Raw genomic sequence first — 22,753 nt, 5'->3', positions numbered from 1 at the left:
AGGTAAACCTTTTGTTTAAAGATAGTAAACATAAAGACACAGCTCAACGCTTCACGATTAAGAAGTTTAAGTTTGGTGCTGCGTCAGTATTAATTGGTACAGTATTTGCAGTATTTGCAGGTGCTGCTCAAGCTGAAGAAACAGTAGTATCAACGGATTCTTCAGTAGCAACAGCAGTGTCAACTGAAGAAGTTGTGGCGGAAAGCACAGCTTCAGAGGTTGCACCAGCATCAGAAGCAACTGTAGCAGAAGAAGTTTCTGAACCAGTAGCAAGTTCAGAAGTGGTTGCATCATCAGTTGCTCCAGTAGTAGCAGAAGAAGTTTCTGAATCAGTAGCAAGTTCAGAAGTGACAGCTACATCAACACAAGAGTCCTCTTCAAAAGAACCTCTTGCTTCAGCAACAGAAGCAAGCAAGTCAGAAGCAATAACAATTGCAACATCAAGCGCGGTGCTAGCTGAGAAGCCACGTGTAGTAGCAGAAACTTATAAAGTGACTTATACAGATGTTGAAACAGGAAGCGTTATTGGGAACGGTCGTAACAAGACTACAATGCCAGTAACGACAACCTTGCCTGATTCAGAAGTGACTTTTGAAGTGACTGAAAAAGCTAACATGTCATTGCCAGAGTTGGTAGGTTACAAGTTGGCGGCAGATCAAGCAGAAATCCAATCAGCAATTATCGCTTATCGTAGTGATAGTAAAAGCCGTACGATTAACTTTAACGTGGTTAGAGACGATGTAGTAGCTGCAGGTGGTAACAACAATAACGAAACAGAATCAGCTGGTTTCCGTGCAGCAAGTAGTGCTAGTGATGTTGCTGTAAGCAATGCCGTAACTGCTGAAGGTGCTATTGAAATTGCTGACGGTGGAGCATTAGCCGCTAGAACAGTATTTTCATACGGAATTAAGATTGCCAATGACACCTATGCACCAGGAGATACGATTACAATTACATTTGAAGAATTGAATGGGCAAGTGTCACCTCTACAAGAATTAAAATCAGCTGATGGTACTGTTTATGCAACCTTAACGTCTAGTACTATTAGTGACAATATTTATGCGGCACAAAGATCTAGTAATACAACTTATGATGAAAAAGTAGCACAGCATTTGCCTGCTACTGGTATTACGTCATCATATACTTATACGTTCAATGAAAATGTAAATCAAGTTGATAATATTTACTTTGGGCAAGAATCGTCAACTAGTATTCGTTTCCCACAAACTTCTGAAGACAAGACAGTGACAGCTCGTATCTTGGTAGATGGAGTACCTGTTGTTGAGCAAAGTTATACTGTTAATAAGGCGGTTTTAGCAGATCCGTCAACGCAACCTGTAGGAGCATCTACTTCAGGTGTAGTATACTTTGATAAAGAGGGTAATTATACCGGCGATTATGATACTTTTAGTGTAAGTGCCGGTAAGAGTACTATTGTTGCAGGTACAACAGTAACGTTCCAATTGAACGATACGACAATGAATGTTTTCAAACAAATAGGTGACTTTAATACTGTTGAAGTCGGTCTAGGAAATCCCGCTACAAGTGACTCTATCATTCCGAATGAGAATGGTGTGTACTTGTATCCAGATGATCCAGGCAATAAAGCAAAAGTTAGAGTTGTTTCATTAACAGAGGATACTATTGTTGTTGAAATAGTAGAGGGAACTATTAATCCAGATCAAGGTTTTTCAGTCAATTTAGCGAATTTAGGTGTGGATAGAGTTTATCAGGATCCTGAGACTTTGAATTACTTAAATGCTGCTCAAACAGAGTTTAAGTCTCCAAATGCAACTGTCACCGTTACAGGTCCAAATGGGGAAGATATTGAAGAAAGACAATCTGGTTCAGTTGCTTGGGCTATTAGCCGACCAGCAGAATCAAAAGTTATTTCAGGTGGAGACAAAGCGAATTTTGGTGAAGTTGTTATTCGTTATGTTTTAGAAGATGACAATACTGTTCAGTTGCAAGATGAAACAACTACATCTTATGATCGAACTATTAAGAAAACAAATAAAATTGGACAACCTTATGATGTTACTAGTGTAGAAATTCCAAATCAGATTGAAAAAGATGGTGTGACATATGTAAAAACATCAACGACACCTAATAATGTAACAGGAACATTAACATCAGATACGATTTATGTTTACTACACTTATAAAGCTTTACAAGTAGCAGAAATAGAATATGTTGTAGAGGGTGACGAAAATAATCCATTAGTAACAGATTCTGTTAAAGGTTATGCAACTGAAAATATTGACTATTCGACCCAATCACGTATAGAAGAATTTTCAACACGTTATAAGTTAGTTGCTGATGGGTTTGAACCAACTGCTGTATATGATAATGATGTAACTATTACTCAAAAATTCCGTGTAGTGCTGAGAAAAATTGTTCCAACAGCGACCCCAGCAGAAACAACTGGTAAACAAGGTCAAACGCAAAGTCAAGATGCGACAACAATGTTCACAGAAGGTGACGAAGTAGCACCAATTGACAACAGCACAATTACTTTGTTAGATACTGATGGTATGCCAACAACATCAGTAACTGTTGAAGGTCAAGGGACGTATACATTGGAAAATGGCACAATTAAGTTTACGCCACTTCCAAGCTATGTTGGAACAGCAACCCCAGTTGAAGTTCGTGCAGCAGATAAGAACGGTACAACAGTAAAAACGACTTACACACCAACAGTAACACCAGTAAACCCAACAGCGACCCCAGCAGAAACAACTGGTAAACAAGGTCAAACGCAAAGTCAAGATGCGACAACAATGTTCACAGAAGGTGACGAAGTAGCACCAATTGACAACAGCACAATTACTTTGTTAGATACTGATGGTATGCCAACAACATCAGTAACTGTTGAAGGTCAAGGGACGTATACATTGGAAAATGGCACAATTAAGTTTACGCCACTTCCAAGCTATGTTGGAACAGCAACCCCAGTTGAAGTTCGTGCAGCAGATAAGAACGGTACAACAGTAAAAACGACTTACACACCAACAGTAACACCAGTAGAAATTACAGCAACTAATGATGAGTCAACAGGAGTTCAAGGAGCAACTCAAACAGGTCAAATCACATCAAGCATCACGAATGGTGATAATGTAACGAAAGTTACTTATACGTTTGATGGCGAAACAACTAAGGTTGTTCCAGGTGAAGGCACTTACACAGTAGATTCAGAAACTGGTAAAGTGACATTTGTACCAGAAGCGAATTTCGTTGGTAAAGCGACACCAGTTGAGGTAACTGTAACAGCAACTATTACTAATGGTAATGGTGAAGAGTCAACAATTTCAGCTAAAGGCACTTACACACCAACAGTAACACCAGTAGAAATTACAGCAACTAATGATGAGTCAACAGGAGTTCAAGGAGCAACTCAAACAGGTCAAATCACATCAAGCATCACGAATGGTGATAATGTAACGAAAGTTACTTATACGTTTGATGGCGAAACAACTAAGGTTGTTCCAGGTGAAGGCACTTACACAGTAGATTCAGAAACTGGTAAAGTGACATTTGTACCAGAAGCGAATTTCGTTGGTAAAGCGACACCAGTTGAGGTAACTGTAACAGCAACTATTACTAATGGTAATGGTGAAGAGTCAACAATTTCAGCTAAAGGCACTTACACACCAACAGTAACAGCAAGAACAACTTCATTTGTAGATGTTAATGGCAACCCACTACTTCCAAATGAAGAAGGCAATGTGCCATCGAAAGATATCCCAGGTTACGAAATTATTTCAAGCACGACAGATGAGAATGGTAACACAATTCATACTTACCGTAAAGTGAGCACACCAATCACATCATTCGTAGATGAAGAGGGTAATGTAATCTCACCAAATGAAGATGGTAAACAACCATCGAAGGAGATTTCAGGCTATAAGTTAGTAGGCTCAAGTACTGATGAGAATGGCAATGTAGTTCACACTTACCGCAAGGTTGTGAAGACGACAACGTCATTCGTGGATGGTGACGGTAACCCAATTCTTCCAAACGAAGAAGGCAATGTGCCATCGAAAGACATCCCAGGTTACGAAATTATTTCAAGCACGACAGATGAGAATGGTAACACAATTCATACTTACCGTAAAGTGAGCACACCAATCACATCATTCGTAGATGAAGAGGGTAATGTAATCTCACCAAATGAAGATGGTAAACAACCATCGAAGGAGATTTCAGGCTATAAGTTAGTAGGCTCAAGTACTGATGAGAATGGCAATGTAGTTCACACTTACCGCAAGGTTGTGAAGACGACAACGTCATTCGTGGATGGTGACGGTAACCCAATTCTTCCAAACGAAGAAGGCAATGTGCCATCGAAAGACATCCCAGGTTACGAAATTATTTCAAGCACAACAGATGAAAATGGTAACACAATTCATACTTACCTTAAAGTTGTGAAAACAACGACATCATTCGTTGACGGTGATGGCAACCCAATCCTTCCGAATGAAGAGGGTAATGTCCCATCGAAAGATATTCCAGGTTACGAAATCATCTCAAGCACAACAGATGAAAATGGTAACACAGTTCATACTTACCGTAAGGTGACAACGCCAGTTACTTCGTTCGTGGATGAAGACGGCAAAGTCATCTCGCCAAACGAAGATGGTAAGCAACCATCTAAAGCTATTTCAGGCTATGAGCTAGTAGGTTCAAGCACGGATGAAAATGGCAATGTGGTTCACACTTACCGTAAAGTAGTGAAGAAGGATGAACCAAGTGTCATGACACCACATTCTCCAAAAACACCAAATCCAGCTAAACCAGCTGAGGCGAAGCCAGCACCAGCAACTAAGACAACAAACAAACTAGACGTTCTTCCAAATACAGGAACGGAAAACACGGCAACAGCGTCAGCTCTTGGTGTGGGTATGATTTTAACTGCTCTTGGTCTTGCAGGTAAACGTCGTCGTAAAGAAGACTAAGCCAAAATATTTTAACTAAATTGAACTAATTCTTTAGTTTAAATTAGTTTGAAAAAACACCCCATCCTAAACTAGGACGGGGTGTTTTATTGATTTGAGTAACTCATAATTTATGGTAAAATAAGGTAGGAAAGTAAAAGGTGAACTTATGAAATTTTTAGAATTAAATAAAAAACGTCATGCTAGTAAGGGTTTTGCTAAAGAGCAAACATCTATTGATTTGGCAGATATTCGTACTGCGATTGAAATTGCAACCCTAGCACCAAGTGCTCATAATATCCAACCGTGGCAGTTTGTTGTTGTTAAAGAGAAAAAAGAAGAGTTGGCTGAGTTGATGTATGCTTCAAATCGCCAGCAAGCCCTTGAAGCTCAGTACGTTATTGCGATTTTTAGCGATACAGATTTGGTCAATCGTGCTAATCGCATTGCTCGTCATGGGGTTAATAAAATGCCAGAGGCAGCCCTATCTCGTTTTGTCAATGAATTTCCAAAAATGTATCCAACTTATAGCGAACAACAATTAAGTGATTACTTAGCTCTTAACATTGGTTTGGTAACGATGAATCTCGTTTTGGCTTTGACAGATCAAAAAATGCAGACGAATATTATTTTAGGATTTGATAAAAAGAAAATCAATCAAGTTTTGGATATTGATTCACGTTATCGCCCTGAAATTTTGGTGACAGTAGGCTATAATGATGTCCCAGGTCTAGCGAGTTATCGTTTGCCTGTTGAACAAATTATGGATATCCGATAATTTTAATAGAGAGGTAATTAGATGACAATCGATTTTAGAGCAGAATTTGACAAACGTCAAGAAGATTTTATGGCTGACTTGATTAGTCTTTTGGCAATCAATTCAGAACGTGATGATAGTCAAGCCAATAAAGAACATCCCTTTGGACCAGGTCCAGTTCGTGCCTTGGAACACTTTTTAGCAATGGCTGAACGTGATGGTTATCAAACACGCAACATTGATAATTATGCAGGTGATTTTGAATATGGTGAGGGTGAAGAAGTTCTTGGCATATTTGGTCATTTAGATGTCGTGCCAGCAGGAAGTGGTTGGGAAACAGATCCTTATCAGCCAGTTATTAAAGATGGTAAATTATATGCTCGTGGTTCTTCGGATGACAAGGGGCCGACTATGGCTTGCTATTACGGTTTGAAAATCATCAAGGAACTGGGGCTGCCAATCTCTAAAAAAGTCCGTTTTATTGTAGGGACAGATGAAGAGTCTGGTTGGGCTGATATGGATTACTATTTTGTCAATAACGGTTTGAAAGATCCAGATTTTGCTTTTTCGCCAGATGCTGAATTTCCCATTATCAATGGTGAAAAAGGAAATATTACAGAATACCTTCATTTTTCAGGTCATAATCAAGGTGAGGTCCATCTTCATAGTTTTAAAGGTGGTTTACGAGAAAATATGGTTCCAGAATCAGCGACTGCTGTGATTTCTGGTGCAGTAAATCAGCAAGAACTAGTTGAGAAATTAAGTGAGTTCACAAAACAATATGCCGTCAGTGGTCAGGTAGAAGTTGTAGAAAAGGGTTATCAAGTGACCATTTTTGGTAAATCAGCCCATGGTTCAACGCCTGAAGAAGGCGTTAATGGAGCAACTCTTTTGGCACTCTTTTTGAATCAATTTGCTTTTGAAGGGGAAGCAGCAGCCTATCTAGCAATTGCAACCAACTTGCATGATGACTTTAAAGCTGAAAAACTTGGCTTGGCTTATACGGATGCTTGCATGGGAGATTTGAGCATGAATGCAGGTGTTTTTCGTTTTGAAGATAACTCAGTAGATAATACCATTGCACTTAACTTCCGCTATCCTCAAGGGACAGATGAACAAGTCCTTAAAACTGGCTTAGAGAAGCTAGACGGAGTTAGTAAAGTAACGCTTTCTTCAGCTCATCATACCCCACATTATGTGCCAATGGATGATGAGTTAGTTAAGACTTTGCTGTCAGTCTATGAAAAGCAAACTGGTCTGAAAGGACATGAAGTCGTTATCGGTGGCGGGACATTTGGTCGTCTGTTGAAACGTGGTGTAGCTTATGGGGCGATGTTTCCTGACTCGGTTAATACCATGCACCAAGCTAATGAATTTATGGCACTTGAAGATCTGTTTCGTTCAGCAGCTATCTATGCTGAAGCTATTTATGAATTGATTAAATAAAAGACAAAACTAGCATCGACGAGTCGTTGGTGCTAGTTTGATTTATGATATAATAATGAGAAGAGTAAATAAAGGAGAATAAGATGAATCCATTATTAGTGGGAATGAATGACAAGCAAGCTCAAGCTGTTCAAACAACTGAGGGTCCTTTATTGATTATGGCTGGAGCAGGTTCTGGTAAAACTCGGGTCTTAACCCATCGTATTGCCTATTTAATTGACGAAAAAGGGGTCAATCCTTGGAATATCTTGGCCATCACTTTTACCAATAAGGCAGCTAGGGAGATGAAAGAACGTGCCTTGGCACTCAATCCAGCTACTCAAGATTGTTTGATTGCGACTTTTCATAGCATGTGTGTTCGTATTTTACGTCGAGAAGCAGAAACTATTGGCTATAATCGTAATTTTACAATTATTGATCCAAGTGAGCAACGTACCTTGATGAAACGAATTTTCAAGCAGTTCAATATCGATTCTAAGACATGGAGTGAGAAGACAATTTTAGGGACAATTTCTAATGTTAAAAATGACTTGATCGATGAAAAAGCCTATGACTTACAGGCAGATAATATTTATAGTAAAATGGTTGCTAAGTGCTATAAAGCCTATCAAGAGGAATTGCGTCAGAGTCAGGCCATGGATTTTGATGATTTGATCATGGTAACCCTACAATTGTTTGATCAAAATCCAGAGATTTTATCTTATTATCAGCAACGTTATCAGTATATTCATGTGGATGAGTATCAAGACACCAACCATGCCCAGTACCAGTTGGTTAAACTCTTGGCTAGTCGTTTTCAAAATATCTGTGTCGTTGGTGACGCTGACCAATCTATTTATGGTTGGCGAGGGGCAGATATGCAGAATATCCTTGATTTTGAAAAAGATTACCCACAGGCCAAGGTCGTTCTTTTAGAAGAGAATTATCGTTCAACTAAAACGATTCTTCAAGCGGCCAATGATGTGATTGCTAATAATAAACAACGTCGTCCTAAAAAACTTTGGACACAAAATGATCAAGGTGAAGACGTGGTTTATTACCGTGCCAATGACGAGCGAGATGAGGCTGTTTTTGTTGCTAGTCAGATTGATGAGCTAAGTAAAAAGAGTAAAAAATCCTTTAGAGATTTTGCAGTCCTTTATCGTACCAATGCCCAATCTCGAACGATTGAAGAAGCGCTCCTTAAGTCTAATATTCCCTATACCATGGTTGGTGGCACCAAATTTTATAGCCGTAAAGAAATCCGTGATGTTATTGCTTATTTGACGGTTATTGCCAATACTAGCGATAATATCAGTTATGAACGCATTATCAATGAACCTAAGCGAGGGGTGGGTCCTGGAACTTTGGATAAACTTCGTCTGTTCGCAACTGAGCAGGAAAAGAGCCTTTTAGAAGCGTCGGCAGACATTATTTTCTCTTCAATTAAAGGTAAGGCGGCTCAAGCTATTTGGGATTTAGCCAATCTACTTTTAACTCTAAGAGATCAACTAGATGAGATGACGTTAACGGCATTAACTGAAGCCATTTTGAAAAAGACAGGTTATTTAGAGCAGTTAGAGCTACAACAAACCTTAGAAAGTCAATCCCGAATTGAGAATATTGAAGAGTTTCTTTCTGTAACCAAGGCTTTTGATGACAATAATCAATCAGAAGAAGAGACCGGTCTGGATCGTTTGGGACGATTCCTCAATGATTTGGCCTTGATTGCGGATACAGATGATGATAATATTCAAGAAGTGTCAGAAGTGACCTTGATGACCTTGCATGCGGCTAAGGGTTTAGAGTTTCCAATTGTCTTTTTAATTGGTATGGAAGAAGGGGTTTTTCCTTTAGGTAAGGCTGTTGAAGATCGTGAAGAACTGGAAGAAGAACGTCGCTTAGCCTACGTAGGTATTACTCGAGCAGAAGAAAAACTCTATTTGACTAATACCAATGCTAGAACCCTTTATGGTAAGACCAGTTATAATCGTCCAAGTCGTTTCATTCGAGAAATTTCTGATAAGCTATTGACTTATGAAGGCTTGGCTCGGCCAACTCATAGTTCTTTTAAAGCAAACTACACTGATGGAAACAAGCGTTTTGGTCAAGGCGTTAGCTTAGCCGAAGCCTTACAAAATCGTAAAAAATCCAGTCAACCTCTTTCGTTTGCTAAAAATCAAAAGACCAATCAAGAGGTTGTTGATTGGCAGGTTGGTGATTTAGTTGAGCATCGTAAATGGGGGGAAGGTGTTATTCTTGAAGTGACTGGTAGTGGCATGAGTCAAGAAGTCAAAATTAAATTTGCTGAAGTTGGTCTTAAAAAATTATTGACAGCTTTGGCTCCGATTACTAAAAAATAGTTTGTGAATGACGGAAACCAATTATAGTTAATGATTAAAACCTCTTGAGTTAAGACTTGGGAGGTTTTATCGTAAATTCTTGACAAAAGTTTCTAGGGAAACTATAATAATCCATGTAGTTAAAGAAAGGGGTGTGGAAATGACTGATTTATTTTGTCAACTGAAACGGTTACGGCATGATTTTGAGTGTTTTTCTAGTCAGCAAGCAAAGTATTATGATGTTGAGCATTTATCTGGTCCTCAAGGAATGACAGTGATTTACCTTTATCATCATCAAAAAGAGGAAATCTTTGTTAAAGACATTATGAAACAAGTCAAGATTTCAAAGTCTGTTGCCAGCAGCTTAATGAATCGTATGGAAAAAAATTGCTTCGTTCAGCTCTTACCTTCAGAGAAAGATAAGCGTTTGAAGCGGGTTGTTTTGACAGATTTAGGCATTTCTAAGGCTAAAAAACTAGAAGCATTTTTTCAAATTATTCAAGATAGCATGCTTGAAGGGATTTCACAAGAGGATTTAGCCACAACGATTAGGGTAATTGGCCAAATTCAAACCAATTTGAGAAAAGGAGTCAATGATGATTAAATTGTTTAAGCAGATGACAGGCAAAGAATTAAGTTTAATGGGCTTGAGTGTTCTTTTAATTGCCTTGAGTGTTTGGTTGGAGTTAGAAGTACCGACCTATATGTCTAGTATTACTAAGCTCTTGTCTAACCCTAATACCAAGGTTGAGGACCTTTTTAGCCCAGGTTCAAAGATGATTGGTTTGTCCTTTGCTAGTTTTGCAGTAACTCTTTTGGTTGGTTTTTTAGCAGCTAGGGTAGCAGCTAGTTTTAGTACTCGTCTAAGATCACATATTTTTAATCAAGTGTTAACTTACTCGCAGAATGAATTAAAACAATTTTCTGTGCCAAGTTTGTTAACGCGAACGACAAACGACTTAACTAATTTACAAGTCTTAATTACCATGGGGTTACAAGTGGTGACGAGAGGACCGATTATGGCTTCTTGGGCGATTAGTAAGATTATTGATAAAAGTCAAGACTGGTTGATTGCAACAGCTGTTGCCGTAGCCGCCATGATTTTGATGTTATCTGTTCTTTTGATTTTTGCTTTGCCAAAGATTCGAGTGATTCAAAAATTAACTGATCGTCTGAATAGTGTGACTAGAGAAATTTTGACAGGATTAAGGGTTATTCGAGCTTATAATGGTGAAGCCTATCAAGGTGAAAAATTTATGGCAGCCAACAACCAAGTCACTCAAACCAGTCTTTTTATTGGTCGTTTGATGTCTATCATGCACCCAACGCTTAGCTTAATTGCTGGTAGTCTGACCTTAGCGGTGTACTGGATTGGTGCTGATTTGATTAATCAAGCAACTCTGACGGAAAAAGTCACTCTATTTAGTGAAATGATTGTTTATTCTTCTTATGCCATGCAAGTGATTATGAGTTTTATGCTTATGGTAGCAGTCTTTTTCATTTTACCGAGAGCTTTGGTATCAGCAGGTCGTATCAATCAAGTTCTTGATCAAACACCATCAGTTTATTTTGAAACTACAAGCAAGTCACCATCAGTTCAACCCATGCCTCATCTGGTCTTTGAAGACGTTACCTTTGCCTATAGCCCCAATGCAGCAGCCGTAGTTCAAGAAGTGAGTTTTACAGCAGCAAAAGGTCAAACCATTGCTTTTATTGGCTCAACAGGTTCAGGTAAATCTAGTTTGGTTAATTTGTTGCCCCGTTTTTATGATGTTACATCGGGTAAAATTTTATTGAATGGTCTTGATTTAAGGGATTATAGCCAAGCAGATTTAGCGCAAAAAATAGGTTATTTACCTCAAAAAGCAGTTTTATTTAGTGGAACAATTCGCTCAAATTTAACTTTTGGTCTAACTGACAATCAATCTGTGACTGATGAAGCGCTTTGGGCAGCTCTTGACTTGGCTCAAGCTAAGGCCTTTGTCAAAGAAAAAGACAAAGGATTAGATACCGAAGTTGCCCAAAATGGTAGCAATTTTTCTGGCGGACAACGCCAACGATTAGCCATTGCTCGCGCTTTAGTTCGACAGCCAGAGATTTTAATTTTTGATGATTCCTTTTCTGCTTTGGACTATAAAACGGATCGCCAATTAAGAAAAGTGTTGGCAGAAGAAACCAAGCAGATGACCAAGTTAATCGTGGCTCAACGAATCTCTACAATTATGGATGCTGACTTGATTTTAGTCTTAGAAGAAGGAAAAGTCGTTGGTCAAGGACGTCATCAAGATTTATTAGCCAACAATAGTGTTTATCAAGAAATTGCTCATTCACAATTATCTGAAGAGGAGTTAGCAAATGACAAATAAGACTCAAAAATCCTTTTTTTCACAATTAAGTCCTTACCTTAAAGGATTTAGGTGGCCCTTTATTGCAGCTGTTTTAGGGAGTGTGATCGCTAGTGTGGTTACAGTGATTGGTCCAAGTCGCCTGAAAGAAATTACCGATTTGATTATGGAAGGGTTAGCAGGACTAGCTCAAGGGAATCAAGAAGGTATTGATACTCAAAAAGTGAGTCAAATTGCCAGCCAATTACTCTTACTTTATGGTTTGGGCTGGTTGGTTAATTATGGTCAAAGTTTTTTGATGACAGGCATGATTCAAATTTTTGCTAAACGTTTACGTATGGGCATTGCTGAGAAAATCAATCGTTTACCCTTGGCTTACTTTGACAAGCATTCTCAAGGAGATACTCTTTCTCGAGTGACTAATGATGTTGATACAACTACCCAATCGCTCAATCAAGGGTTAGGTCAAATTGTATCGTCATCTGTTCTACTTGTTAGTGTCATTGTGATGATGTTTAAGACAGATGTTAAGATGACTGTTGTGGCTCTTGGAGCTGTCCTAGTAGGTTATTTCTTGACTGGCTTGATTATGGCTAAATCACAGCCACTTTTTCGTCGTCAACAAGAAAATCTGGCGGCAGTGACAGGTTATGTGGAAGAGATTTATTCTGGGCATCATGTCGTAACCAGCTATTATGCTAACCAACAGGTCAAAGCGGATTTTGATCGATTGAATAATAATCTTTATCATAGCATGTGGCGTTCACAATTTTTTTCAGGAATTATGATGCCTCTTATGCAGTTTATCGGTAATTTTTCTTATGTGATGATTTGTGTGGTTGGAGCCAAATTGACCTTGGATGGTGAGATTACAATCGGTACAATCGTTGCCTTTATGAGTTATGTACGAATTTTTTCTCAACCCTTAACCCAGATTGCTCAGGCAGCAGGTCAAATGCAAATGACCAAGGCTGCCTTAGGACGAATTTTAGACTTCTTAGGCGAACAAGAAATGGCGCTTGAAACGCAAAAACAAACGAGTCTCAGTCAGATTACAGGACAAGTCAGTTTTGATCAGGTTTCCTTTGGTTATACTCCAGATAAGACCATTATTCACAACTTTACCGTAGATGTAGCCGCAGGGCAAAAGGTAGCCATTGTTGGCCCTACTGGAGCAGGTAAGACGACTATTGTTAATCTCTTGATGAAATTTTATCCGATCAATCAAGGAGCCATCAAGATTGATGGTATTGATATCAATAGTCTTAGTCGAGAGGCTGTTCATGATGCCTTTGCCATGGTTTTGCAGGATACTTGGTTGTTTGAAGGAACCATTAAGGAAAATTTAGTTTATAATCAAGTAGGTCTTTCAGACCAAGACATTATAGATGCTGCTAAGGCAGTTGGTATCCATCATTTTATCATGACCTTACCAAACGGTTATGACACCTTCCTTGATGAGTCGGTCAGCCTATCGGTTGGGCAAAAGCAATTGCTGACCATAGCCCGTGCTTTACTTAAAAATGCTCCGCTTCTAATCTTGGATGAGGCAACGTCATCTGTTGATACCAGAACAGAAGAGTTGATTCAGAAAGCCATGGATCATCTCATGAAAGGTCGAACATCTTTTGTCATTGCCCATCGTCTATCAACAATTAAAAATGCAGATTTAATTTTGGTCATGAAAGATGGTAATATCATTGAACAAGGCAATCATGAGCAGTTAATGTCAGCTAATGGTTTCTATGCAGATCTTTACAATTCTCAATTTGAAGAAAGTATCGTCTAAAAAAGTGATTGAGATAATTTATCTCAATCACTTTTTATGATTATTTAATGCGATAACAAAAACCAGTGGAACACTCCACTGGTTTTTTATTAGGCATTCAAGACTTTATCAAGGAAGTCTTTCAAGCGAGGATGTTTTGGATTATCAAAGATTTGTTCTGGTGTTCCATCTTCGATAAATTGTCCCCCATCAGTAAAGATGACACGATTGGCCACACGGCGAGCAAAGCCCATCTCATGTGTAACAATCAACATGGTCATGCCTTGTTCAGCAAGGTCACGCATAACGTTCAACACATCACCGACCATTTCAGGATCAAGGGCTGATGTTGGTTCATCAAAGAGCATGATGTCTGGATTCATAGCCAAGCTACGAGCGATAGCCACACGTTGTTTTTGACCACCAGATAAGCTATCTGGTAGAGCGTCACGCTTGTCAGATAAACCAACTTTTTCAAGCAATTCCATAGCTAGTTTTTCAGCATCTGCTTGAGATTTTTTACCCAATTGAACTGGAGCAAAGGTGATATTTTCAAGAACCGTCATGTGTGGGAAGAGGTTGAAGTGCTGGAATACCATACCGATATTTTCACGCGCCTTGTCAACATTGACCTTAGGGTCAGATAAATCAAAGCCGTCAACAACAACCTTACCACTGGTAATCGTTTCAAGTAAGTTCAAGGTACGAAGGAAAGTTGATTTACCAGAACCAGAAGGGCCGATAATACAAACAACATCCCCTTCGTAAAATTTGGCATCAATCCCTTTTAAGACTTCGTTCTTTCCATAAGATTTATGTAAATTTTGAACATCAATTTTTAATTCTGCCATTAGTTAACCCTCTTTTCTAAGCGTTTTGCTAGGCGTGTCAACAAGGTAATGATGACCAGATACATAATCGCCAAAATCGCATACATACGGAAACTTTGGTAGTTACGAGCGATAATAATCTTACCAGTTTGGAAAAGCTCAACCAAACCGATTGCAGAAACGATCGTTGTATCTTTCAAGGAAATAACAAATTGGTTGATGAAACTTGGTAACATTAGTTTAACGGCCTGCGGTAAGATAATCTTTCTCATCGTAGTGCCATAAGATAGGCCTAGACTGCGGCTGGCTTCCATTTGCCCAACTGGGACAGCCTCGATACCACCACGTACAATTTCAGCAATATAAGCACCACCATTTAATGAAAGGGCAATGGTTGCGGCGACAAAATCGTTAATTGGGCTTTGTTTACCAGTAATTGATTCAATTAGGTTTGGAATTCCCCAGAAGATGAAAGCAGCTACAATCATAAGTGGGATACCACGCACAACGTCAACGAAGATAGCTGAAATCGTGCGTAAGGCTTTGTTAGGAGCCACACTCATCATACCAAAGATAATTCCGATAAGTGTTGCAATAGCAAAAGAAACAAGTGTCAAGCTAAGAGTTGTTCCTAGACCTGCTAGTAATTGTTTATAGTTATTTGACAATAAACCACCAATGGTTGTTTCATCTACTGTATTTGCTGCACTAGTACTAGTAGAATTTGTACCGAGATAGTTACCAATAATCTTATCATATTCGCCAGAAGCTTTCAGAGCTGCTAGACCATTGTTGAACATTTCTAGTAATTCTGGATTATTCCCTTTTTTAACAGCAAATCCATATTCACCAGATTTTTCACCAGCAATTGGTGTTTCAAAGTTACGACCTTGTTGAATAGCGTATTTAAGCACAGCTTCGTCATCCATGATGGCGTCAACTGAACCAGAGTTAAGGCTATCATACATAGTAGATCCTTCATCAAAGGCTTTAACAGTGTAGCCATATTGGCTAGCATTGTCGCTAAGGAAACTATAAGAAGCCGTTCCATTTTTAGCTCCAACAGTCATCCCTTTAAGGTCTTCATAAGACTTAACAGAACTTCCTTTTTTAACAGCTAAAATCACGTTAGAAGTATAGTAAGGGTCAGAAAAATCGAAGATTTCTTTACGAGCATCTGTAATTGACATCCCAGCAATGACACCGTCTGCTTGACTAGATTGAACAGCATTAAGTGCGGCATCAAAACCAGGGTTGCTGACTTCTAGGTTGAAACCTTGTTGTTTGGCAATAGATTCAAGCAAGTTCATGTCAATACCAGTATATTGACCAGCGTCATCTTGGAATTCAAATGGTGCAAATGAAGAATCAGATACAATCTTATAGCTCTTCTTAACAGGAGTTGCTTTAGCAGTAGCGTCACCAGTTGATGTCAAGTTTGGTGTGGCAGTTGCAGAAGCAGTGCTACTACCAGTCCATTTTTCAATGATTTGAGTGTAGCTACCATCAGCTTTCATTTCAGCGAAGGCTTTGTTGAACTCATCAATGAGGTACTCATAGTCACTGCCTTTTTTAACAGCAAAGGCAAAGCTACCAACTTTTTCACCCTCCATATTGATGGCGTAGTTTTTACCTTGATTGATGGCGTATTGAACGACAGGTTGATCATCCATAGCGGCATCAACAGCACCAGAATCCAAGCTATTATTCATCAAATCACTGGTGTCAAAGGTTTTAAGGGTGTAACCATATTTTTCTTGGTTATCTTGAAGGAAGCTTTGAGCAGCCGTTCCATTTTTAACCCCAACGGTTTTGCCTTTAAGTTGGCTATAATCGCTGATTGTTTTATCACCACGAGTGTAGATAACAACGGCAGTATCATAATAGGTGTCAGAGAAAGTGAACACTTTCTTTCTAGCTTCTGTTACGGTCATCCCCGCCATGATGGCATCAGCTTGACCTGACTGGACAGCATTGACCGCCGCATCAAAACCAGGGAAGGTCATATTAACATCCCACCCTGCACGTTTAGTGACTTCGTCGATGATGTCAACATCAATTCCTTTATAGACTTGATCAGAATCTTTAAATTCAAATGGGGCATAGGCAGTGTCTGAAACAATATCAATGGTTTCAGCCTTGACGCCAGTCCCTAATACTAAGAAACATGATAGAATTGTTAGCATCAAAAGCTTAATTTTGTTCTTCATGTTAACCTCCTTTTATTAAAAATTATTTTTATTATATCATAAAAAAGAAGAAGTCGCAACATTACAGGAAGTCTATGTCATAAAACCTAACATGTCAAGTGTTTTTACTTTGCCGTTTTTGTGATTGAATGTGATAGAATAGAAAAAGAGGTGAAAAGATGATTGATAGAAAAAATGATAATCAGTTTAAGTTAGTGTCCAAGTATGCTCCCTCAGGAGATCAACCCCAGGCGATTGAACAATTGGTGGAGAACATTGAAAATGGCGAAAAAAGTCAGATTTTGATGGGGGCGACAGGGACAGGTAAAACCTATACCATGAGCCAGGTCATTCAACGAGTGAATAAGCCAACATTAGTTATCGCTCATAACAAGACTTTAGCAGGTCAACTTTATGGTGAATTTAAGGAGTTTTTCCCTGACAATGCAGTGGAGTACTTTGTTTCCTATTATGACTACTATCAGCCAGAAGCCTATGTGCCATCAAGTGATACTTATATCGAAAAAGATAGTTCTGTTAATGATGAGATTGATAAACTACGTCATAGTGCAACTTCAGCACTTTTGGAACGTAACGATGTTATTGTAGTAGCTTCGGTTAGCTGTATCTATGGGTTGGGTTCGCCCAAAGAATATGCCAATAGTGCAGTCAGTTTGCGTCCAGGTCAAGAGATTTCTCGTGATCAATTACTCAATAGTTTAGTTGATATTCAGTTTGAACGTAATGATATTGATTTTCAACGTGGTCGTTTTCGTGTGCGTGGCGATGTGGTTGAGATTTTCCCTGCCAGCCGTGACGAGCATGCCTTTCGTGTTGAATTTTTCGGTGATGAAATTGATCGGATTCGTGAGATTGAAAGCTTGACTGGTAAAAGTTTAGGTGAAGTTGAACATTTGGTTCTCTTTCCAGCGACGCACTTTGTGACTAATGACGAACACATGGAACAATCCATTGCTAAAATTCAAGAAGAATTAGAGGGGCAGCTAAAAGTCTTTGAAAAAGAAGGAAAACTCTTAGAAGCTCAACGCCTGAAACAACGCACAGATTATGATATTGAGATGTTGAGAGAAATGGGTTATACAAATGGTGTTGAAAATTACTCACGACACATGGACGGTCGTAGCGAAGGCGAGCCACCTTATACCCTTTTGGATTTCTTCCCTGATGACTTTTTGATCATGATTGATGAGAGTCACATGACCATGGGTCAGATTAAGGGAATGTATAATGGAGACCGTTCACGCAAACAGATGTTGGTAGATTATGGTTTTCGTTTGCCGTCGGTCTTGGATAATCGTCCGCTACGCCGAGAAGAATTTGAGAGCCATGTTCATCAGATTGTCTATGTGTCAGCCACTCCAGGAGATTATGAAATGGCAGAAACAGAGACGGTTCTTGAGCAGATTATTCGACCAACAGGTTTGCTAGATCCAGAAGTAGAAGTGCGTCCAACCATGGGTCAAATGGATGATCTTTTGGGAGAAATCAATTTACGAGTGGATAAGGGAGAGCGTACGTTTATAACCACCTTGACCAAGAAGATGGCAGAGGATTTGACAGATTACCTCAAAGAAATGGGTGTCAAGGTTAAATATATGCATAGTGACATCAAGACTTTGGAGAGAACAGAAATTATTCGTGATTTGCGCTTGGGTGTCTTTGATGTATTGATTGGGATTAACCTACTTCGTGAGGGAATTGATGTTCCTGAAGTTAGTCTGGTTGCCATTTTAGATGCGGATAAGGAAGGTTTTCTTAGAAATGAACGTGGTTTGATCCAAACAATTGGTCGTGCCGCTCGTAATAGTAACGGTCATGTGATTATGTATGCAGATAAGATAACGGAATCCATGCAAAAAGCTATTGATGAAACAGCCCGTCGTCGTCGTATTCAGATGGCTTATAATGAAAAACACGGTATTGTGCCACAGACGATTAAGAAAGAAATTCGTGATTTGATTTCAATTAGCAAGACCGATACAACTAACCAAGTAGCTGAAGAGCCGCTCAAACTATCTACCTTAACTAAGGCAGAGCGTCAAATGATGATTAAGAAACTTCAAGGTCAGATGCAAGAGGCGGCTGAACTTCTTGATTTTGAATTAGCAGCAGAAATTCGTGATACCATTTTAGAATTGAAGGCTTTGGATTAAAATATAGGGCTTACCATTTTTGATAAGCACGTTAAAAAACAAGTTTTTTACACAAAATTTTTAGTTAGATAAGTAGCTGTTTTGTTACAGATATGTTATAATTTTTAACGGTATGAAATATGTTAAACAAATAATGAAACAAAAATTAGTATTAGGATTTGGTTTAGGATTTTTTTTGGCTCTGGGAGTCGTGCTCTATACTAGAACATCAGATGTGACAATTAGTTGGTCTCAATTATTTGCCAAGAAAAAAGAAGTTGTACAAACAGATCCAGTTGATAAAATTATTCCAACCAATAAAAGTGCCAAGGCCAAAAAAGCGGCTATGGCTGCTGATTTAGCTACCATGGACGGCTATGGGCTTTACTATGATTATGCCAATCTTTCTTTGGAAGAAGTTGTGAAAACTTACATGGAAGAGTTTGGCATCGAATCGAATGCCATTGCTTTTTCTTACAAGAATATGAAAACTGGTGAAACATTTGCCATGAATGATACCCAGTTAATGACCGCAGGTAGCACATACAAATTACCCTTGAATATGCTGGTCGTTGATCAAGTTGTTAAAGGTAAATTATCAATGGATAAGGCCTACGACATTACAGAAATCAACTATGAATACGAGGGAGAATATCAGGCTTATCGAGCACAATTTGGTGATGACATGACCATTTCTGAGATGCAAGAGTATTCTTTGGTTTATTCAGAAAATACCCCTGCCTATGCTCTGGCTAGTCTTTTAGGTGGTGTTGACGAAGCTTATAAGGATTTTGGACGTTATGGGCAATCTAAATCTGCCGTAAAAACCATTCAGCTCAAAGGCAATAAAACAACGTCAGATTATTACATCCAAGTTTTGCAATACCTTTGGAAAAATCAAGAAAAATATGCTGATATTTTGAATTATCTCGACCAGTCTTTCCCAGGTGAGTATTACGAAACTTACTTACCAGATATCCAAATCTATCAAAAACCAGGCTATGTGCGTGAAGCGTTAAATATTGATGCGATTGTTATGGAAGAAACCCCTTATATGATTGCTCTTTATACGGCTGGACTGGGTGGAGCAGATGAAAATACAGAAGAAATCAATCCAGAAGGCTATAATCTTCTAGCCCAGTTAACTTATGTGGTTAACCAATGGCATCGTGTCAATATGAATTAAGATTAAGTCAAGAGAGTCTATCATGTTAACGTTTTGGTTACAGGTTCGTCGATTTGGAAAAACCTTAAACGGATATTGGTAAAATCTTTACTATGATTTATGCGATTATTGATTTAGGAATTATGGCAAGTTTTATGACAACGGTTGTGACGCATTATCTTGACATCAAGAAAAAATCTAAAAAACATAGAAAATCATCATAGACACGATAAAACCCACTGATTGCTGTTAATCAGTGGGTTTTCATTATTGGATAAACATGGCATCACCAAAGCTAAAGAAACGATAGCTTTCTTGAACGGCATGTTGATAAGCAGATAGGGTAAAATCACGTCCAGCAAAAGCGGCAACGAGCATGACCAAGGTTGATTTTGGTAGGTGGAAGTTTGTTGAAAAAGCATCTACAACTTTGAATTGATAGCCTGGCTTGATGAAGATATTGGTCCAGCCAGATTCAGCTCTTAATTGCCCTTCATATTTAGAGCCGATAGTTTCTAAGGTTCTAATCGAAGTTGTGCCAACAGCAACAATACGTCCGCCTGAAGCTTTAGTTTCATTGAGTATTTGGGCAGCCTCTTCTGAGAGCTGGTAAAATTCTGAGTGCATGTCATGGTCTTCAATATTGTCAACTGAGACTGGGCGAAACGTTCCAAGACCAACATGAAGGGTGAGATAAACTAGTTTGACACCTTTTGCTTCGATGGCGTCAAGCAATTGAGGGGTAAAGTGAAGTCCAGCCGTAGGAGCAGCGGCTGAGCCATTTTCCTTAGCATAGACAGTTTGGTAGCGTTCTTTATCCTCTAATTTTTCATGAATATAAGGTGGTAAAGGCATTTCGCCTAGACTTTCTAAGACTTCAAGAAAAATGCCTTCATAATCAAATTCGACAATTCGTCCACCATGTTCTAATTCCTTGATGATAGTTGCCGTTAGTCGCCCATCACCAAAGTTAACTTTTGTACCAACCTTAAGGCGTTTAGCTGGTTTGGCTAGAACTTCCCATTGGCGTTCTTGGGTATTTTTTAGTAATAGAAATTCAACATGTCCCTTGGTGTCAGGTTTTTGACCATAAAGACGAGCAGGAAGGACTCGAGTATTATTCATAACCAAAGCATCGCCTGCTTCAAGGTGGTCAATAATGCTATAAAATTGAGTGTCTTGCATGGTTTTATTCTGACGGTCTAGGACCAATAATCGAGAAGAATCTCTTTGTTCTAAAGGGGTCTGTGCAATCAATTCTTCTGGTAAATAAAAATCAAAATCAGCTGTGTTCATTTTTTCTCCTTTAACATAGTTTATTATACCATGAGTGACAAAAGATTGACAAACTGTTGTAGAACTGATACAATCTTCAAAATGGTATATACCAAAAAGGAGGGTTCTATGAAAGTTATCAAGGTTGAAACACAAGAACAGGGAGCTCAGGTGGCCTTTGAGCTAGTGAGAGAAAAGTTAGAAGCAGGTGGTCAGGTTTTGGGGTTAGCCACAGGCAGTACACCGATTGCTCTGTATCAAGCGATGGTTACTTCTAACGATGATTTCTCAGATGTGACAACGATTAATTTAGATGAATATATTGGTTTGTCAGCTAGTCATGAGCAGTCTTATCATTATTTCATGGATCAGCATTTGTTTAAGCATAAAGCCTTTAAGCAGCATTTCCTTCCTAATGGCTTAGCTGATGATTTGGAGGTAGAAACCAGTCGCTATAATCAGATTTTGGACCAATATCCGATTGATTTACAGGTTTTAGGTTTGGGGCAAAATGGTCATATTGGCTTTAATGAGCCTGGGACAGCCTTTAGCAGCCAAACGCATGTGGTTAATTTAACCGAAAGTACCATTCAAGCCAATGCTCGATTTTTTGAGAATAACCAACACGTTCCTCGTCAAGCTATTTCTATGGGCATTGCTTCAATTATGTCAGCCAAGACGATTGTGTTAATGGCTTATGGTGTAGAAAAAGCAGCAGCAGTTAAGGGGATGGTAGAAGGTCCAGTAACTGAAACTTGTCCGGCTAGTATTTTACAAGAGCATGCAGATGTTGTGGTGATTGTCGATCATCAAGCAGCCAGTCAGTTAAGTACATGAGACTAGATGTTTTATTAGGTTTGGTAGGCAAATCAAGGCGTGAGATGAAGTATTTAATTAAAACGGGGCAGGTTACGATAGATGGGCAACGTGCGGCATCTTATCATCTCAATGTCGATACCGGACTGCAGGAGATTAGAGTAGAGCAGGACCTTTTAAGGATTGGTCAGGAAACCTATTTTATTTTGAATAAACCAAAAGGTGTGGTGTCTGCCTGTCAAGATAAAGAACATCAAACGGTTGTGGATTTGTTGGCTCCTGTTGATCGAAAAGATAGGATATATCCAGTTGGGCGTTTGGACCGTGATACTGAGGGATTGTTACTGTTGACGACTAATGGCCCCTTGGGTTATCAATTGCTACATCCTAGTTACCATGTGACCAAGACCTATGAAGTAGTAGTCAATGGCCCTTTGTTAGCAGATGCGAATGATTTTTTTGCTCAAGGGGTTGTCTTTTTAGATGGTAAAACCTGTCAACCAGCCCAATTAGAAATTATTGAAACAGGGGATGAGCAGAGTAAGGCTCGTATCACGATTGTTGAGGGGAAGTTTCATCAGGTAAAGAAGATGTTTTTAGCCTATGGAGTTAAGGTAACTTATCTCAAACGCATTAGTTTTGGCCCCTTTCATCTGGATGATGCTTTGCCAGTTGGGCATTATCGTGCTTTGACTCGTCAAGAAATAGAATGGATTAAAACCTATTTAGGTTAGCAGTCGTGCCAAAGCATGAC

Annotated in this window: 14 protein-coding genes; 11 read left to right on the top strand and 3 right to left on the bottom strand. The window is 39.0% G+C overall.

Annotation, left to right across the window (positions count from 1 at the left end; genetic code table 11):
- The first annotated feature begins 11 nt into the window (after positions 1-11).
- The 7 genes from FRX54_RS02570 to FRX54_RS02540 all read left to right on the top strand — a co-directional run bounded on the left by FRX54_RS02570 (position 12) and on the right by FRX54_RS02540 (position 13,592).
- Positions 12-4,955 (top strand): mucin-binding protein, encoded by a 4,944-nt coding sequence (locus tag FRX54_RS02570; protein ID WP_146460701.1) that lies wholly within the window; start codon positions 12-14, stop codon positions 4,953-4,955.
- Positions 4,956-5,103: 148 nt separating this feature from the next.
- Positions 5,104-5,712, top strand: coding sequence for a nitroreductase family protein (locus FRX54_RS02565; RefSeq protein WP_146460700.1), 609 nt, complete (start codon positions 5,104-5,106; stop codon positions 5,710-5,712).
- Between the two features lie 21 nt (positions 5,713-5,733).
- Positions 5,734-7,137: a dipeptidase PepV gene (gene pepV, locus FRX54_RS02560; protein WP_146460698.1), complete on the top strand. Its 1,404-nt coding sequence runs from the start codon at positions 5,734-5,736 to the stop codon at positions 7,135-7,137.
- Between the two features lie 83 nt (positions 7,138-7,220).
- Complete coding sequence (gene pcrA / locus FRX54_RS02555) at positions 7,221-9,479, top strand: DNA helicase PcrA (RefSeq protein WP_146460696.1); 2,259 nt, start codon at positions 7,221-7,223, stop codon at positions 9,477-9,479.
- 139 nt (positions 9,480-9,618) lie between these two features.
- Positions 9,619-10,062, top strand: coding sequence for a MarR family winged helix-turn-helix transcriptional regulator (locus FRX54_RS02550; protein WP_146460694.1), 444 nt, complete (start codon positions 9,619-9,621; stop codon positions 10,060-10,062).
- Positions 10,055-11,824, top strand: a complete 1,770-nt coding sequence (locus tag FRX54_RS02545; protein ID WP_146460693.1) for an ABC transporter ATP-binding protein — start codon at positions 10,055-10,057, stop codon at positions 11,822-11,824. The genes FRX54_RS02550 and FRX54_RS02545 overlap by 8 nt, the downstream gene beginning before the upstream one ends.
- Positions 11,814-13,592, top strand: coding sequence for an ABC transporter ATP-binding protein (locus tag FRX54_RS02540; RefSeq protein WP_146460691.1), 1,779 nt, complete (start codon positions 11,814-11,816; stop codon positions 13,590-13,592). The genes FRX54_RS02545 and FRX54_RS02540 overlap by 11 nt, the downstream gene beginning before the upstream one ends.
- Positions 13,593-13,681: 89 nt before the next feature.
- On the opposite strand, the gene FRX54_RS02535 is transcribed toward FRX54_RS02540, so the two are convergent.
- Both FRX54_RS02535 and FRX54_RS02530 read right to left on the bottom strand, forming a co-directional pair.
- A complete protein-coding gene (locus tag FRX54_RS02535) occupies positions 13,682-14,422 on the bottom strand; it encodes an amino acid ABC transporter ATP-binding protein (RefSeq protein WP_146460689.1) in 741 nt (246 codons plus the stop codon).
- Complete coding sequence (locus tag FRX54_RS02530; protein WP_146460687.1) at positions 14,422-16,611, bottom strand: ABC transporter substrate-binding protein/permease; 2,190 nt, start codon at positions 16,609-16,611, stop codon at positions 14,422-14,424. Before FRX54_RS02530 ends, FRX54_RS02535 begins: the two co-directional genes overlap by 1 nt.
- Before the next feature lie 158 nt (positions 16,612-16,769).
- On the opposite strand from FRX54_RS02530, the gene uvrB reads away from it, so the two are divergent.
- The gene (gene uvrB / locus FRX54_RS02525; protein WP_146460684.1) at positions 16,770-18,764 is read left to right on the top strand and encodes an excinuclease ABC subunit UvrB; all 1,995 of its coding nucleotides are present in this window, start codon (positions 16,770-16,772) and stop codon (positions 18,762-18,764) included.
- 133 nt (positions 18,765-18,897) lie between these two features.
- Positions 18,898-19,929, top strand: coding sequence for a class A beta-lactamase-related serine hydrolase (locus FRX54_RS02520; RefSeq protein WP_261379612.1), 1,032 nt, complete (start codon positions 18,898-18,900; stop codon positions 19,927-19,929).
- Between the two features lie 246 nt (positions 19,930-20,175).
- Here FRX54_RS02520 and queA read toward each other — a convergent pair whose 3' ends face one another.
- Positions 20,176-21,204: a tRNA preQ1(34) S-adenosylmethionine ribosyltransferase-isomerase QueA gene (gene queA / locus FRX54_RS02515; protein ID WP_146460680.1), complete on the bottom strand. Its 1,029-nt coding sequence runs from the start codon at positions 21,202-21,204 to the stop codon at positions 20,176-20,178.
- Between the two features lie 108 nt (positions 21,205-21,312).
- On the opposite strand from queA, the gene nagB reads away from it, so the two are divergent.
- Both nagB and FRX54_RS02505 read left to right on the top strand, forming a co-directional pair.
- Positions 21,313-22,020: a glucosamine-6-phosphate deaminase gene (nagB, locus tag FRX54_RS02510; RefSeq protein WP_146460678.1), complete on the top strand. Its 708-nt coding sequence runs from the start codon at positions 21,313-21,315 to the stop codon at positions 22,018-22,020.
- Positions 22,017-22,733, top strand: a complete 717-nt coding sequence (locus FRX54_RS02505; protein WP_146460676.1) for a pseudouridine synthase — start codon at positions 22,017-22,019, stop codon at positions 22,731-22,733. The genes nagB and FRX54_RS02505 overlap by 4 nt, the downstream gene beginning before the upstream one ends.
- Positions 22,734-22,753: the final 20 nt, after the last annotated feature.

This window comes from Streptococcus sp. sy004 (assembly GCF_007859205.1).
Lineage (GTDB): Bacteria > Bacillota > Bacilli > Lactobacillales > Streptococcaceae > Streptococcus.
The sequence above is the reverse complement of the archived record's forward strand: the minus strand, read 5'-3'. Positions and strand labels throughout refer to the sequence as shown.